This window comes from Streptococcus gordonii (assembly GCF_001553855.1).
Lineage (GTDB): Bacteria > Bacillota > Bacilli > Lactobacillales > Streptococcaceae > Streptococcus > Streptococcus gordonii.
This window is the reverse complement of record NZ_LQWV01000012.1, coordinates 463,351-477,943: the sequence shown is the minus strand read 5'-3', so window position 1 is coordinate 477,943 and position 14,593 is coordinate 463,351. Positions and strand designations below refer to the sequence as shown.

17 protein-coding genes are annotated in these 14,593 nt (G+C 41.1%); 1 reads left to right on the top strand and 16 read right to left on the bottom strand.

All coding sequences use genetic code 11. From position 1 onward, the window contains the following. Positions 1–25: 25 nt before the first annotated feature. From AWH02_RS05230 to AWH02_RS11160, 15 genes are all read right to left on the bottom strand, one after another. Positions 26–889, bottom strand: a complete 864-nt coding sequence (locus AWH02_RS05230; protein WP_060553026.1) for a MetQ/NlpA family ABC transporter substrate-binding protein — start codon at positions 887–889, stop codon at positions 26–28. A 33-nt stretch (positions 890–922) separates the two neighbouring features. Continuing rightward, on the bottom strand, positions 923–1,780 hold the full coding sequence (locus AWH02_RS05225) for an amino acid ABC transporter substrate-binding protein (RefSeq protein ID WP_197711254.1): 858 nt from the start codon (positions 1,778–1,780) through the stop codon (positions 923–925). Positions 1,781–1,968: 188 nt separating this feature from the next. Then, a complete protein-coding gene (locus tag AWH02_RS05220; protein ID WP_060553027.1) occupies positions 1,969–3,102 on the bottom strand; it encodes an amidohydrolase in 1,134 nt (377 codons plus the stop codon). A gap of 110 nt (positions 3,103–3,212) precedes the next feature. Beyond that, positions 3,213–4,322 (bottom strand): DUF4352 domain-containing protein, encoded by a 1,110-nt coding sequence (locus AWH02_RS05215; RefSeq protein WP_060553028.1) that lies wholly within the window; start codon positions 4,320–4,322, stop codon positions 3,213–3,215. A 121-nt stretch (positions 4,323–4,443) separates the two neighbouring features. Next, positions 4,444–5,160 carry a YebC/PmpR family DNA-binding transcriptional regulator gene (locus tag AWH02_RS05210; RefSeq protein ID WP_011999961.1) on the bottom strand — a complete coding sequence of 239 codons (717 nt, stop codon included), beginning with the start codon at positions 5,158–5,160 and terminating at the stop codon, positions 4,444–4,446. Positions 5,161–5,389: 229 nt separating this feature from the next. Next, entirely contained in the window at positions 5,390–6,220 is an 831-nt protein-coding gene (locus AWH02_RS05205) for a DUF6612 family protein (protein WP_060553029.1), read from the bottom strand. Between the two features lie 70 nt (positions 6,221–6,290). Next, positions 6,291–7,382 carry a nucleotidyltransferase gene (locus AWH02_RS05200; protein WP_060553030.1) on the bottom strand — a complete coding sequence of 364 codons (1,092 nt, stop codon included), beginning with the start codon at positions 7,380–7,382 and terminating at the stop codon, positions 6,291–6,293. Position 7,383: 1 nt separating this feature from the next. After that, entirely contained in the window at positions 7,384–8,118 is a 735-nt protein-coding gene (locus AWH02_RS05195; protein WP_060553031.1) for a class I SAM-dependent DNA methyltransferase, read from the bottom strand. A gap of 74 nt (positions 8,119–8,192) precedes the next feature. Beyond that, complete coding sequence (gene rsfS / locus AWH02_RS05190; protein ID WP_002915774.1) at positions 8,193–8,558, bottom strand: ribosome silencing factor; 366 nt, start codon at positions 8,556–8,558, stop codon at positions 8,193–8,195. Positions 8,559–8,567: 9 nt separating this feature from the next. Then, entirely contained in the window at positions 8,568–9,170 is a 603-nt protein-coding gene (yqeK, locus tag AWH02_RS05185) for a bis(5'-nucleosyl)-tetraphosphatase (symmetrical) YqeK (RefSeq protein ID WP_060553032.1), read from the bottom strand. Beyond that, a complete protein-coding gene (locus tag AWH02_RS05180; protein ID WP_060553033.1) occupies positions 9,167–9,799 on the bottom strand; it encodes a nicotinate-nucleotide adenylyltransferase in 633 nt (210 codons plus the stop codon). Before AWH02_RS05180 ends, yqeK begins: the two co-directional genes overlap by 4 nt. Positions 9,800–9,827: 28 nt before the next feature. Continuing rightward, on the bottom strand, positions 9,828–10,139 hold the full coding sequence (gene yhbY / locus AWH02_RS05175) for a ribosome assembly RNA-binding protein YhbY (protein WP_002896287.1): 312 nt from the start codon (positions 10,137–10,139) through the stop codon (positions 9,828–9,830). A 107-nt stretch (positions 10,140–10,246) separates the two neighbouring features. Then, positions 10,247–11,353 carry a ribosome biogenesis GTPase YqeH gene (yqeH, locus tag AWH02_RS05170; protein ID WP_060553034.1) on the bottom strand — a complete coding sequence of 369 codons (1,107 nt, stop codon included), beginning with the start codon at positions 11,351–11,353 and terminating at the stop codon, positions 10,247–10,249. 2 nt (positions 11,354–11,355) lie between these two features. After that, a complete protein-coding gene (locus AWH02_RS05165) occupies positions 11,356–11,883 on the bottom strand; it encodes a YqeG family HAD IIIA-type phosphatase (RefSeq protein ID WP_060553035.1) in 528 nt (175 codons plus the stop codon). Positions 11,884–12,059: 176 nt separating this feature from the next. After that, a complete protein-coding gene (locus AWH02_RS11160) occupies positions 12,060–12,749 on the bottom strand; it encodes a hypothetical protein (protein ID WP_223358660.1) in 690 nt (229 codons plus the stop codon). Positions 12,750–12,943: 194 nt separating this feature from the next. Between AWH02_RS11160 and AWH02_RS05155 the strand changes: the two genes are divergently transcribed. Then, positions 12,944–13,570, top strand: coding sequence for a TVP38/TMEM64 family protein (locus AWH02_RS05155; protein WP_046165068.1), 627 nt, complete (start codon positions 12,944–12,946; stop codon positions 13,568–13,570). 60 nt (positions 13,571–13,630) lie between these two features. Here AWH02_RS05155 and AWH02_RS05150 read toward each other — a convergent pair whose 3' ends face one another. Next, entirely contained in the window at positions 13,631–14,542 is a 912-nt protein-coding gene (locus AWH02_RS05150; RefSeq protein ID WP_060553036.1) for a DMT family transporter, read from the bottom strand. Positions 14,543–14,593 lie beyond the last annotated feature (51 nt).

The following is a 14,593-nucleotide window of genomic DNA, read 5'->3' as shown; positions in this document are numbered from 1 at the left end:
ACTGGTGCCTACTGTCTTTTACTTCTTACCAAACTGGCTCAAGCAAGCCATCTGAAGTTTTTTCTGTTAATTCTTTAACATCGTCAGAATGGTAGGCTGCAATCAACTTCTTAATTGCATCAGCCTTGTCAGATTTTTCCCAATCTTTCTTAGCTGCAATGATGTTGTACCATTGTTTAGAATTTTTATCTTTTGGTTCGATAAACAAAGCTTTCTTATAGTCTAATTTTGCTTCGTTTACGAAAGTGTTGTTTACAACGGCAGCGTCTACTGAAGTCAGTGAGCGAGCGGTTTGACTAGCATCCAATTCTGTAATTTTCAATTTCTTTGGATTTTCTTTAATGTTTGCAACTGTTGCAAGCTCGTTACCAGATTTGTCCAATTTAATTAGGCCAGCAGCTTGAAGCAAGTTCAATGCACGGCTTTCGTTAGTCGCATCATTTGGTACAGCGATTTCTGCTCCGTCTGGAAGTTCGTTAACTTTTTTATACTTGTTTTTACCGTCTTTTGTACCTGAGTAGAGACGGATTGGTGCGATGTAAGTATCTGCAATCGCAACTAGATCTTGATTATTTTCCTTATTCCAGTTGTTAAGGTAGTAGTAGTGTTGGAAAGCATTGACATCAAGCTCACCATCTGCCACGGCCTTATTTACTTGTGGGTATTCTGTAAATTGAGTAAAATCAAGTTTCACATTTTCTTTTTCAAGTTTCTTCTGAATGAGATCCCAACGCTGTTGTTCGTCGTTGTCAATTGTCATTGTACCAACTTTAATGGTTACTGTTTTATCTTTGCCATTTCCTGATTCTTTATTAGATGCACCACAAGCTGCCAAACCAAGGACTGCAACCGCAACTGCAGCTGCTCCAAACCATTTTGCTAATTTCATATTCTTCTCTCCTTATAGTTAAAGTCTTATTGATTATTTAATATCTTTTGCTTCTGGAAGGTAACTACCACCGAAGTATTTTTGAGAAAGTTCTTCAAGAGTACCATCTTCGTATAGCTTCTTAATACGTTTGTCTACAAAAGTTTTTAATTCTTCTTGTCCCTGAGCAAATAGAGGATAAACATATGGCTGTTGATCGCTAGGAAGTTCAATGACTTCTAGATTTTCCAAATTTTGTTCTTTGATAATGGTATCAACAGAAATACGTTCAAAAATCTTGTAATCTGCACGTCCCTCATTCAGATTCACAAGAATTTGCTGAATCGTTCCGTCCGTGTAGTTAATTTTCGTTTCCATTTTAGGATGCTCTTTGTTATAATCTTCCAGCTGTTTCGCTGTAGAAGTTCCTTGTACCACTTCCGTAGATTTACCACCAATATCATCTAAAGATTTAATATTTGTTCCTTTACGAACTACTAAAACAGTTGGGTTTTTAGCATATGGGTTTCCATAAAGATATTTACCAGCACGTTCTTTTGAATAACTAATATTGTTGGCACCAATTTGGAAGCGATCGCTATCCAAACCAGCAAAGACAGAAGTCCATTTAGTTTTATTGAAATTGATTTCATACTTGTCTGATCCCTTAAAGACCTCTCTAAGCACTTCAATTTCATAACCTGTTAATTTTCCATCTTCATCATCATATGAGAAAGGTCGGGTTGTTCCAACGGTTGCAATTTCAATTGTTACCTTCTTCTCATCTGATTTACCTGATTCAGATTTGCTATTGGAAGCTGAACAAGCAGCTAAGGTTCCGACAGCTGCAAAAGTAAGAGCAAGAAGGGCAGAATATTTTACTAATTTTTTCACAGATATTCTCCTATTCATTTATAAACTATGTCATATAATAACAAATATCCCTAAGCTTGCCTAGTATATATTTTTTATCAAGGGTATAAATTTTATTTATTGCAGGCTCATAATAAAGGCACAATAAAATCTCCTTGCCACTGTTCTATCTTAACAAAAGGAAGGAGATTTGCCTAGTTTCATTTTTTTATATAGGGATATAGTTGTTATTTATAGCATCTTAATAAACAGAGAGCACTTTCGACATAGTATGGAACAGATACTTTAAAAGCTTGGTCATCGATAGTCATCGTGTCATGGTGGAGATCTGGTGCATCGTCTGCTCCATTTGAGCCAACAAAGGCAAAGACCCCTGGAACTTTCTCCTGATAAAAAGCAAAGTCTTCTCCAGCTGTGGAAGGTCTAGCCTCCACCACCTCAGCAAATGTTTTAGATTTTTCAAATAAGAGTTCGGTCAAATCCGGATCATTATAAGTCACTGGTGGTGTTTGATCCCAAGTAATAGAAACTCGTGCACCAAAGTTTTCTGCTGTATTTTCAACAATTTTAATAAAGTCTTCTTTTAATTTTTTTTGAGAGCTTGGGCTAAAGGATCGAATGGTGCCTTCAAAAAAACCATTTTGGGGCAGAACATTCCAAGTAGTCCCTGCCTTGATATAGGTGATAGAAAGAACATTAGCTTCAAAAGGGGAGACTGTTCTGGCCACTAAAACTTGCAAGGCTTGGACCATACTAGTCAAAGCTAAAACTGTATCAACCCCCAGATCCGGCCGTGCAGCATGACTACTAATCCCTTCCACTTCTACTTTGAATTTTTCTACTCCAGCCATCATAGCCCCTGGCTTTAGGGCTAACTGATTTGCTTTTAGCTGAGGCATATTGTGAAAACCAACAATAGCTTTCACATCAGTCAAATAGCCTGTTTCTATAACTTCCAAAGCTCCGCAAGAAGTCTCCTCAGCAGGTTGAAAAATAAGACGGATTGTTCCTTGCAAATCTTCCTCCATAGACTTGAGCAGTTCAGCTGCCCCCAAGAGACTTGTCTGATGAAAATCATGTCCACAGGCGTGCATGACACCTGGATTTTGACTGGCATAAGGCAGATTAGTCTGTTCAAAAATGGGCAGTGCATCTATATCAGCTCTCAGGGCAATTATAGGCTGTCCGGAGCCGATTTCAGCAATTAGACCTGTTTTCAGATTAGAATCTAATATTCTAATCTCAAGGTCTTCCAGATATTTTTTTAAAAAATCCGTTGTTTGATATTCCTGACCAGACAGTTCTGGATGACGATGGAGATAATGACGGGTTTGTATTAGTTTGTCATAAAATTTCTTCATAGCAGGCTCCTTTTCCTCTAACTTACCTATTCTCCAGTATAGCACAAAGCTTAAGGAAGAAACAAAAAAGAGAGACCTGATGGATGAATCTGGCTCTCTTCTTTTACTTTTTATGATATATCGCCTTCAAAAGCAACAACAATGGAATCATAGGTATAGTCTGGTTCTACAACCCATTTCCCATCTGTCTTAACAAATGTTAACTGGTATTCAGATTCAGTTGTAAGAAGAGGATGAGAATCTAAACCAGCCGTCATCACGTCAGCATAATTCTTGTCAATTGCCTTATTAATTTCGGTCAGATTGGCATATTCTGAACGGTGTTTTTCATAAAACGCTTTACGATGGTTTAAAATCGTTCTACTTAGACTGATCGTTTTTGGTCTAATCTTGATCACAACCGCATTTGGTAGGTACTGAGTTACCCTATAAGAAATCTCAGCCCTTTTGGCATTCATTTCTACATAAGAATCGATAAAAGCATTAACTTCGTCATCAGTAAATGGATAATCATGTAATTTACGTTTAAAATCCTCTGTAAAAGCTGCCCTGAAGTCACTTTCATTTTGGGACAGGTCGCCTCCCAAAACAAAATCTTCCTTACCACCAGATGATTTAGCCTCATCCTTACTTTTAGCTTTTCCGCCCAAGAAAACAGTATTCAGATAGTCAAAAGCAAGTTTCTTACTTTCTGCCACCTGATTAGGATACTTAGTTGGATCAATAGTCAATTTAAATCCTTTAATTTTCTGTTTCGGGTTATAAATCTTTTTCTCATACTCAAGTTCATACTTACCGTTGGTTTCAACCTCAAAAACTAAATAACCAGAAAGAGATTTTCCTGCCGAGAGATTATCGAATTGTATTGTCTCAAAACCATGCTTAAAATCACTGACTCTGCTTAACTTAACTTTTTCACCATTAGGATTATAGATATCAATATCAGAAGGAGAAATTCTAACTGTTTCGTCTGATTTATTCTTAATTTCCAATTCCAAGGCTAAATATTTTGAATTTTCTTTTCCATCACTTGGCAGAATATACTGACCGCCCTTTACTTTCATTTCTATCTCTTTGTTGCTAGCTGATAGGGCACCTGATTTCGTCTCTTTCTGCTCTGCTGGAGTGCCTCCACCCTTACTTTGGCCAGGAAGTAGGTCACAGGCCATCAAGCTAAATCCAGCTACAAGTATGGCTACATATTGAAAGATTTTTTTCATCCTTATCTCCTTGAAATAATATATTCTCTCTATTTTATCATAATCGCCTTAACTGGTAAACGTCATTTGAAGTTTTTCATTATAATAAAAAAACCTGCAGCCCAACTGCAGGTCCAGTAGATTAAAAGCCTTCGACGTTTGTGTAGACTTTTTGAACGTCTTCATCGTCTTCAAGGACATCTACTAATTTTTCAAAAGTTGCAAGATCGTCACCAGAGAGTTCCACTTCTGACTGAGGAATCATTTCTAACTCTGTCACTTGAAATTCTTCGATACCAGACTCACGCAGAGCTACGATAGCCTTGTGAAGATCCGTTGGTGCAGTATAAACCGTAATTGTTCCTTCTTCTGCTTCAACATCATCTACATCGACATCTGCTTCCAAAAGCAATTCAAAGATGCTATCTGCATCATCTCCCGCAAATACAACAACCCCTTTATTATCAAAAAGGTAAGAAACAGAACCACTTGCTCCCATGTTCCCGCCGTTTTTACCAAAAGCAGCACGAACATTCGCCGCAGTGCGGTTCACATTTGAAGTCAAAGTATCCACGATTAACATTGAACCATTAGGCCCGAAACCTTCGTAACGACCTTCAGTAAAGGTTTCATCTGTATTTCCTTTTGCTTTATCGATAGCTTTATCGATAACGTGCTTCGGTACTTGTGCTTGCTTAGCTCGGTCAATAACAAATTTCAGAGCTGTATTTGTTTCTGGATCTGGATCACCTTTTTTCGCTGCTACATAGATTTCAACACCGAATTTAGCATATACTTTTGAGTTCGCGCCATCTTTGGCCGTTTTCTTTGCCACAATATTGGCCCATTTACGTCCCATTGGAGGTTCTCCTTTTAATAGTTTACATTTTAATCTTTCTTATTATAACACAGGAACAAGGAAAAATCACTAAGAAACATAGTCTAATTTGCTCTCTTTTATATCTTTTCTTTCACAGAAAAGAAGATCATTACCTGTTAACCTTAAACTTAAAATTCCCCATTGACTTGCTCTTTCTGAACTTAGTCTTGGCAAACTGAAATAGAATAACAAAGCTCAACTCACCGGCTTATTGCTCTTTTTTCTCATCAGAAATAGTTGGAATATCTTCCTTTTTAACCAAGTTCCAGTCTGAGTAACTCGTTTCACTCTTGATAGCAAGCGTTCCTTGATCACCAGAGGTAGATATATTCATCTTAAATTCTTTGAGGAATTTGCTTTTTTTGTCAATCTTTACGGTCAATTCTTTTTTGAAGTTGGATTTAGGAAATTGAGAAAAGTTAAACCGAAACTCTTTCCCATATACTCCTAAAATATCCGCATCTTGAGTTTTCAAAGTAAAGACATAATCGTTATCTGTCTCTTCTAGTTTTAAGTCTTGTGCTAGTTCATTTAAGCCATTTAAGAGTTGGAAATAGTCTGGATAAACAATATACTTTCCTCCTTTTTCTTGGACCTCTTTATCCCATTCTCCAGTTTTATTATAACGGGTATATAATGGAGTATTTTTACCACCCGGCATCAAGAGTTCTTTAAAATTCTCTTCTCCATTCTCCACAGTCTTAACTGTAATGCTTGCCATCTCTACTTCTTGCTTTTCGGTCTTATAGATAACTTGCGAAGTCATATTTTGTTCTTTTTGAATCTTTTTATCTGTTGTTCCCAACAAGCCACCTATATTGGTTTTTTGACGAACACTGCTCATTTTTTCGTTGGCCGTCTGGATTTCTTCCAATAGACTATCTATGTCTTTTGTTTTACTAGAACTTTGACTAGTTTTTTTCTGAGCACTATTCTCTTTACCATTGGCCTGCTTATTATTGCTTGAGTTTGAGCAGGCACCTAGGCCAAGGGCAATGATAGCCAAGAGGGAAAGTAAGATTGATTTTTTCATTCTCATAAAAGAAGACTCCTTTTTCTATTTTTATATTCTTTGACTTCTATCTTTCTAATTTAGATAGAAGTTTTCTTTACAACAAAATCACAGGAACCCGTCCAAAGTTCTGTTCCTTAAGTGCAGGATTTCCTAGCTGATAGACCTTATCAGCCTGCTGGGTCAAACTGTCCCATGGTTCCTTGCCAATACGGCTGACCAATTCAACTTTTCCCTTAAGCTTGGACAAATGTTGACGCCCCTGTTCAGAAAAACCTAAAATATGGATTCCAGACGGAAGCTCTTCTTGCCTAGCTCCGACCAGGATATAGGTCAGCAAACGCCGAACCCGAGCCTTGGTATAGCGCTTTGTAGCCACCTGCTCAACTAGCTCTTCTATGGTCTCACTGCTTTTCAAGGCCTCTCTAATCCTAACGGCCAACTCCTGATTGACCTGATAAAAGTCTGTCAAATCCGAACAAGTCACTATCTGGTAACGGAGATAAGGAAAGAGGTCCGACCAGGTCACCTTGGGAGCCGCTTCAATCAAGTGATGGGCTGAAGTGAATTTCTTGAGAAAGTCTGGCTGATCCAGATTCTGACGAAGGGCAGTTGCGGAGGCAAATTCCTGATCAGCTGATAAGGAATGGTAGCCAGCACCCTGGCGTTGAATCGGGCTCAGTTTTATATTTTTTCCCGCCACAGCCTTGGCATAGGCCAAGCCCAAGATGTGGTTGGGCGTAGAGCCTGAGAAATTGAGCCCTGCAAACTCCTGCCACATGGCCTGAGTCTTCTGAGGATAGGATAGGGAATCAGGCAAGCCTGCCAGATAAGCCTCCATCTGCTCTGCCTTTTGACCATAGACCTTGGAAATACTCTTATAATCCAGCACTTCCTCGGTCCCAAAAGTCAGCTGTTCGATGTCCAGCCTCTCTAAGATGTCTACTGCCCCCTTAGCGAAAAAGTCTGCCGCCTGAACGCTGACCAAGAAAGGCAACTCAAGAACCAGATCCGCTCCAGCTTCTAAAGCCATCTGAGCCCGAGTCCACTTGTCCACGATAGCCGGCTCCCCCCGCTGAACAAAATTGCCGCTCATAGCGATGATTTTCAGACCAGTAGCCTGCTCCAGCAGATATTTGTGCCCATTATGAAAAGGATTAAACTCTGCGATAATACCGGTAACTGTCATCTCATTTCTCCGCCACAAAGAACCAGCGAGCGCTCTTGTCTGTTGGCTCCTTATCCTCAAAGTCCGCATAAACCTTGACATTCTTAAAGCCAGCCTGCTCCAGCAAGATATCATAGGTCAGAATCTCATAGGTCCGCTCCTCATGCACCTCATCATGGCGCGTGAAGCGCCCATCCTCATCTTGGACAAAGAAGGTCAGCTCATGGACGATGGAATGAGGCGGTTCGTCCGCATAAGAATCCCAGACCATAGCAAATGTTTCAGCATTTTCATGATAAGAATAGCCTGGAAAAACCTCGTCAATCTGGTAAATCGAGTGCACATCGAAGATAAAGCGACCACCCTCATTTAGATGCTGGTAAACTTGAGTGAAGACCTGACCAACATCTACTTCGTCCTCCATATAGCAAATCGAGTCTGAATAACAAGTCACCAAATCAAACTGACCAACGTCACTCAAATCCAGCATATTGCCCTGGATAAAGGGAATGTCCAAACCGGCCTCTCTGCTACGCTTCTCTGCCAAATCCAACATTTCATGACTCAGATCCAGCCCCGTCACCTCAAAACCAGCCTTCTTAAAATAAATGGACTGAATGCCCGTTCCACAAGCCAGCTCCAGCAGCTTTTTCTTATCCTTGGGAAAATGACGCAGGCTGAAATCTGTCCACTTCTCATACAAAGAATCATCCATAATCGCATCGTAAACTGACGCGAAGGTTTCATAAGTTGCCATACTTTTCCTTTCAAAAACAGCTCAGCCAGCAGGCTGACTGAGCCGTATTCTGATTTCTGCCTAAGGGCAAAAAATCACTTGTTTTTTTCTTCTAATAAGGCCGCAACATCCACACCAGTTGCTTCGTGCCACAACTTTTCCAGATTGTAATGCGCCCGCATTTCCTCAGAAAAGACATGGACGACGATGCCTCCCAAGTCTAAGAGTACCCAGCCACCAGCTGCGTCTCCCTCAACATGACCAGCAGAAACACCAGCCGCAGCTGCTTTCTCACGGATATTTTCAGCGACCGCATCCAGCTGACGACTGTTCATAGAGCTGACGATGACAAAGTAATCTGTCACAGTAGTCAGACCTTGCAAGTCCAAAGCCACAATATCTTCTGCACGCTTTTCATCGGCCGCCTTCACGACCAGTTCTAATAATTCTTGTTCTTTCATAGTTCCTCTTTAATTTTCTTTTATTTCCTTCAAATATCCTACAAAGGCATTGTAGGTTTCCAAGGTCTGCGGATAGATGGGCATCCCTTTGTGAGCCAAATGCTCCACAGTCCTTGCGGTTTCATAGGCCACAGCTTGATTGAGCGACCGCTGAGCCAGCTTTCTGGCCTTGTCCACTCCTGGAAAGTCCCGGTTGTGTTCAATATAGTCGGCGACATAGACCACCTTGTCCAGCTCAGACATGGTGCTACTCCCCACTGTATGGATTTCAATGGCCCGCAGTATCTCAGCATCTTCGATGCCTAAATCTTCCTGAATCTTGTAAATACCCACCATGCCATGCCAGACATTATTGCCCCAGTTTTTCAAGTCCGGATCCAGCTGGTATTTGTCAATCAAGGCCAGAAATTCCTCATCTGAAACCTTTTTGGCATAGTCGTGTAGAAGCCCTGCCAGACCCGCTTTTTCGACTTCAAGACCGAAGCGCTCCGCTAATTCACGAGCAGCCTTTTCCACACCCAGACAATGCCGCAGGCGTTTCTCGGGCATAACAGTTTCCATCTTAGCCAGCAAAGCTTCACGGCTCATGCTGATATAGCTTTCATAGGTCATAGGTAAAGCCCTTCTTTCTCGATATAGTCTAAGACTGGCTGAGGCAGCAGGAAATTAGGAGTCCGTCCCTGAGCCAGAAAATCCCGCACCATACTGGAAGAAACATCCATAAGAGGCACATCCACCCAGATAACAGGGTAAGAAGTCCCCGCCTTGTAGCGCGGTCGCTGAACACCAACAAACTGAACCAGTTCAACCAGCTCATCAATCCGGTACCACTTGGGCAGATAATCCACCATATCTGCACCGATGATAAAGTAATAGTCTGTATCTGGGTGCTGCTCTGTCAAGAGCTTCATGGTGTCATAGGTGTAAGAAACTCCCTTGCGCTCCAGCTCAATAGTTTCAATCCCTAAGCCTTCAATGCCCTCAATAGCCAGCTCCAGCATTTTCAGCCGATGCTTTTCATCAATGGTCTCTTTCTTATCTACATGGGGTGGCTCGTACTCTGGCATGAGCAGGACCTGATCTAAGCCTAACTGTTGTCGGACCTGATCCGCCACGACCAAATGAGCATTGTGGACAGGGTTGAAATTCCCACCTAAAATGCCAATCTGTTTGCGTTTTTTATCTTTAACTTCTGGTTCTAATTCCACCTTGGTAAAGGGGGTCAGTAATTCAATAGCCATAGGCTGACATCTCCACAGAAATTTTTCCTTAAATTTGTTTCACTTTAACAGAGAGTTTGCGATTTTCCTTCTTGCTGGACTGCTTGTAGAGAATCAAGATCCGGCCAATCTTCTGCACCGTATCCACTCCGATTTCTTCTTCCAGAATCTCAGCAACCTCGTGGATATTCTCATCTGTATTCTGCAAAAGTGTAACCTTAATCAGTTCTCGAGCATCCAGTGCTTGACGGACGCTGGTTTTGATTTGGTCATTGAGTCCATTTTTCCCAATCTGAATGATAGGTTTGAGACTATGTGCCTGACTGTTGAGAAAGGCACGTTGTTTTGATGTTAGTGTCATGTTCTTCTATAAGGCTTGATACAGTTGGGACCTGCTTTTCCCCACTGTTCATAGCCTTTTCCTTCCTTATCTTAAGGGGATTTATTCACCCTTGGTTTTTTAAATAATTAAATGATGGCTTTCCGAGTGACAACCGCCACACCCTCCGGCGCCCAGCCAGCTACTCGGGCAGGACCACTGACGCGAATCCAACCCAGACCAGAGAAGACGATATCTGTCTTGTCCTTGATGGTAAATTCATGCTTGACCAAGGATGGAAATTCTTCCCTTTCCTTGCCAACGGGAGGTACTAAGAGACTGCCGACATGCTTGTCATAAAATTCGCTAGCACCTTGCAACTTGGTCCGGTGGAGCTTAAGCTCATTGTCAAAATAAGCTGTGAAGCCCTGCTTGTCACCTGCTACAAAGTCGAAACGGCCTAAACCACCCAAAAAGAGCGTTTGCTCAGGATTGAGCTGGTAGGTTTTGGGTTTGATTTCCTTCTTTGGACTGATGTATTTGAGATTCTTAGCAGATAGATAGTGAGCCATCTGGTGACGATGGATGATACCCGGTGTATCATAGATATGACTGCCATCTGCCAAAGGAATCTCGATTTTATCCAGAGTTGTTCCCGGGAAGCGCGAAGTCGTAATAATATCCTTGTCGCCCGTGATTTCTTGAATAATGGCGTTAATCAAAGTGGACTTGCCTACATTGGTCACGCCGACCACATAAACATCACGCCCTTTACGACTGTGCTCAATCTTATCAATCAAGTCCTTAATCGCCTGCTTGTTCTGAGCAGAGGTCAGGACCACATCGACTGGACGCAGACCTTCTTCGTGAGCCCGCTCCGTCAGCCATTGGGTCACCTTGCTATCCTTGACCGACTTAGGCAGAATGTCCTTTTTATTCCCGACCAAGAGAACATCGTTTCCAGCAACAAAGCGAGGCAGGCCAGGGATGACCGAGCCATTAAAGTCAAAAATATCGACAACATTGACGACCAAGGCATCACTATCTCCAACCTCATGCAGAAGCCGTAGAAAGTCATCATCCGTCAGCTGGACATCGCTGATTTCATTATAATGGCGCAGGCGGAAACAGCGTTGACAATAGAGTTCGCCTGTCTCCAAGCCTTTTTCTAGAGCTGACTGAGGCGTGTAGCCTAGCTTGCCCTTATCTTCTGTCTGAATAGTGGCTCCGCAGCCGATACAGAGAAGTTCTTCCATGCTTAAATTCCTTTTTTGTATTGAATTGGACCGTATTTTTCATTGATTTTCTTGAGCACACGGCGTTCACGCGCCCGATTGATCTGAGTCTTGATAGAGTCGTGCTCAACCAGTGGTTTGACCAAAATCGAGCGAATCCCGGCCCGATGCGCTGCCCGAATATCCGTCATGAGCTGATCGCCCACCATGACCACTTCATTTTTTTCAAAATGAAAAAGCTTGAGCGCTCGGTCAATGCCCCAAGTGAAGGGTTTCATGGCCCAGTAGACATAGTCAATGTCAAACTTTTCAACAGCCCGCTTGACCCGTTTTTGGTTATTATTGGACACTACGATAATCCGAATACCCGCGTCCCGCAAATCATGGAGCCACTTCTTCATCTCTGGGGTTCCGTCAGGATTATTCCAAGCAATCAGGGTGTTATCCAAATCCACCAAAACCGCTTTGATCCCCTGTTTTTTCAAACTCTCTACTGTCAAATCGTAAACTGCCTCAACCGCAAAGTCTGGCATATAATCTTCAATCGCCACATCTCTCTCCAAAAATTCGTATTCTCATTATTATAGCATAAAATGGGCTTTTTGGCACTCATGGTCCTCTTTCTTCTAGAGTGGCTAGGTAATGTTCACTTTTCTATTTTCCAAGCAAATAAAAATAGCTTCCTAAAAGTGGAAGCTTCATTTTAAAATGGGACTAAAAATCATACTCATAAGCCAGACCAGTATCCATCTTTTTCTTTTCGTAACTTTAATTCATAAAAGCTTTGAAGTTTATAAATAATACCAGTAGCACCCTCTGTTTCATCTTTTTTAATGTGAAGCACCTTAGAAAATTTCTGAAAATCCTTCTCCTCATCACCCGGGGCAATGCGAATGTCAACAGATTGCCATTCACCATTTTTCTCTTCATAGCCTACTAAAGCAACTAGAAATGCTTTTCCTATCGTCTGCTCACCAGCTAAAGAGTTTGCGATATCTGCAAACAGAGCGTCATAATAGGTAGGATTAGATAGAGCAAATACTAAAATATCATCTCTCTTTAGCTTCCCATCGACACTATCTAAGGGGATTTCATCTACATGCTCCAATATCGGTAGAACAGTTTCATGCCTTAGTGAAGCGACCATCAAAGAATCGTTGTATGGTGAATCTGGATTCATAATTTTATCATAACTGTAGGCATACTCGGCAGCTATACAAAGAATGAACATTAAAAATGGAATACAGATAAGAACTAAAATGAGTTTTTTTCTTCTGACTAAGGAGTTAAAAAAAATATAAATAGGAAGAATTGATAGAACTAACAAAATGACGAAAAAAACGCCAAATACTTTCTCAACATGACCGAAAGCAATCTCCCACAATTTTTGATGATATAAGTTTAAATATTCTTCCACTAGAGCCCCTCCTGACACACTGAAATTTTAATCTAGATATATGTAATCTTTCCAATTTTTGCACAATTATAGATTATTGTCAATTGCTTATATAATTTTATCATCTTTTAGAATTTTGGGCGCTCACAGCCCAAAGCTTACAAAAAACGTAAAACATGCTATAGTAGAATTAGTTTATTTCATTGGAGGAGAGTATGTCAGAGAGAAATCGACAATTACAGGCTGTGTCCCCTTTTTTACAAAAAGTTATTAATTGGTCTTCTATTATTGGAGCTGTTGGGACTATCGCCTTTTGTATCTGGGCTTATCAGGCTGGAGTTTTACAATCAAAAGAAACACTCTCTGCTTTCATCCAACAAGCAGGCATATGGGGACCCCCACTCTTTATTTTTTTACAAATTCTGCAAACTGTGGTCCCAATTATTCCTGGAGCTTTAACCTCAGTTGCCGGTGTCTTTATCTATGGGCATATCGTAGGAACGATCTATAACTACATCGGAATCGTCATTGGTTGCGCTATCATCTTCTACCTGGTTCGAATCTATGGCCCAGCCTTTGTTCAATCCGTTGTCAGCAAGCGAACTTACGACAAATACATTGGCTGGCTTGATGAAGGCAATCGTTTTGATCGTTTTTTCATCTTTATGATGATTTGGCCAATCAGCCCCGCAGATTTTCTTTGTATGCTGGCTGCTCTGACCAAGATGACTTTCAAGCGCTATATGATTATTATCATTCTGTGCAAACCCTTTACACTAGTTGTTTACACTTATGGCTTGACTTATATTATTGATCTCTTCTGGCAAATGGTCCCCAAATAAACAAAGCAAAATCAGCAAACTAAAAGACCGAGGCAACTGTCTCCGTCTTTTTTTGTATCTTTATAAGATTCCTTTTTTTCTTTGAATGAATAAATCTTTTAGGGAAATTAACATAACAGCAGCTAAAATCATAGCCATTCCCAGAAAATCCAAGACATAAAAATGTTCATGCATAATTAGAAAGGCAAAGAAAACAGCAGAAATCGGCTCAATTGAAGCCAGTAAACTTGATTTTACCGGCCCTACCAAACTCGTCCCTTTCAAGAAGACGGTGTAGGCAAAAATCGTTCCAATCACGATAATACCGAGCAGGGCAAAGAGAATATCCAGGCGAAACTGCCATTGATGCTGAATGAGGCCGCTAAAAGGAAATAACAAAATCCCCGCCATAGTCATGCCAATTCCAATGACCAACATACTGCCCCATTTTTTAATCAAATCAATAGGCAAAAGGATATAGAGCGAATAAGTAAAGGCCGAAAAGAGACCAATAAGTAATCCTTTTGGTGTCATAGAAAGCTGATTGAGCTGACCATGAGTGGCAATCAAGAAAGTCCCCCCAATCGCTAAAAACATGGAGCATACTTCGGAAACTGTTGGGGCGACCTTGTCTTTGATACAGGTGTAGGCTAAAATTCCCACAGGGCATAAATACTGTAGTACAGTTGCTGTTCCTGCATTTGTTTCATGAATAGCCTCCAAATAGGCGTATTGATTAAGAAAAAGACCAAACAAGGCAAAAACGAAGATCATGACAAGTGATTGCTTGTCCTTCCAAATCTGACCAAATGACTTGGGGTCAGTAAAATAAGCCATCCCCATCAGAGCCAGACCCGCAACTAATAAGCGAAAATTGGTCAAACTTAGAGCCGAAAAGCCATGCACCATTAAATATTGGCCACTCGTTCCAGACAGACCCCAAGCTGTCCCAGCCACTAGTGTATAAATGGTCCCTCTTACTGTCTTAGACATCCTAAATCTCTCTCCTATTACTTCGTTTATTATAGCATAAAACCGTAAAGA

Coding starts and splice junctions, on each gene's coding strand:
- AWH02_RS05180 (WP_060553033.1), bottom strand. CDS start 9,799: ATGGCTATTGAATTACTGACCCCCTTTACCAAGGTGGAATTAGAACCA.
- AWH02_RS05155 (WP_046165068.1), top strand. CDS start 12,944: ATGTCAGAGAGAAATCGACAATTACAGGCTGTGTCCCCTTTTTTACAA.
- AWH02_RS05210 (WP_011999961.1), bottom strand. CDS start 5,160: ATGGGACGTAAATGGGCCAATATTGTGGCAAAGAAAACGGCCAAAGAT.
- rsfS (WP_002915774.1), bottom strand. CDS start 8,558: ATGAAAGAACAAGAATTATTAGAACTGGTCGTGAAGGCGGCCGATGAA.
- AWH02_RS05150 (WP_060553036.1), bottom strand. CDS start 14,542: ATGTCTAAGACAGTAAGAGGGACCATTTATACACTAGTGGCTGGGACA.
- yhbY (WP_002896287.1), bottom strand. CDS start 10,139: ATGACACTAACATCAAAACAACGTGCCTTTCTCAACAGTCAGGCACAT.
- AWH02_RS05195 (WP_060553031.1), bottom strand. CDS start 8,118: ATGGCAACTTATGAAACCTTCGCGTCAGTTTACGATGCGATTATGGAT.
- AWH02_RS05225 (WP_197711254.1), bottom strand. CDS start 1,780: ATGAATAGGAGAATATCTGTGAAAAAATTAGTAAAATATTCTGCCCTT.
- AWH02_RS05215 (WP_060553028.1), bottom strand. CDS start 4,322: ATGAAAAAAATCTTTCAATATGTAGCCATACTTGTAGCTGGATTTAGC.
- yqeK (WP_060553032.1), bottom strand. CDS start 9,170: ATGACCTATGAAAGCTATATCAGCATGAGCCGTGAAGCTTTGCTGGCT.
- AWH02_RS05205 (WP_060553029.1), bottom strand. CDS start 6,220: ATGAGAATGAAAAAATCAATCTTACTTTCCCTCTTGGCTATCATTGCC.
- yqeH (WP_060553034.1), bottom strand. CDS start 11,353: ATGGAAGAACTTCTCTGTATCGGCTGCGGAGCCACTATTCAGACAGAA.
- AWH02_RS05220 (WP_060553027.1), bottom strand. CDS start 3,102: ATGAAGAAATTTTATGACAAACTAATACAAACCCGTCATTATCTCCAT.
- AWH02_RS05230 (WP_060553026.1), bottom strand. CDS start 889: ATGAAATTAGCAAAATGGTTTGGAGCAGCTGCAGTTGCGGTTGCAGTC.
- AWH02_RS05200 (WP_060553030.1), bottom strand. CDS start 7,382: ATGACAGTTACCGGTATTATCGCAGAGTTTAATCCTTTTCATAATGGG.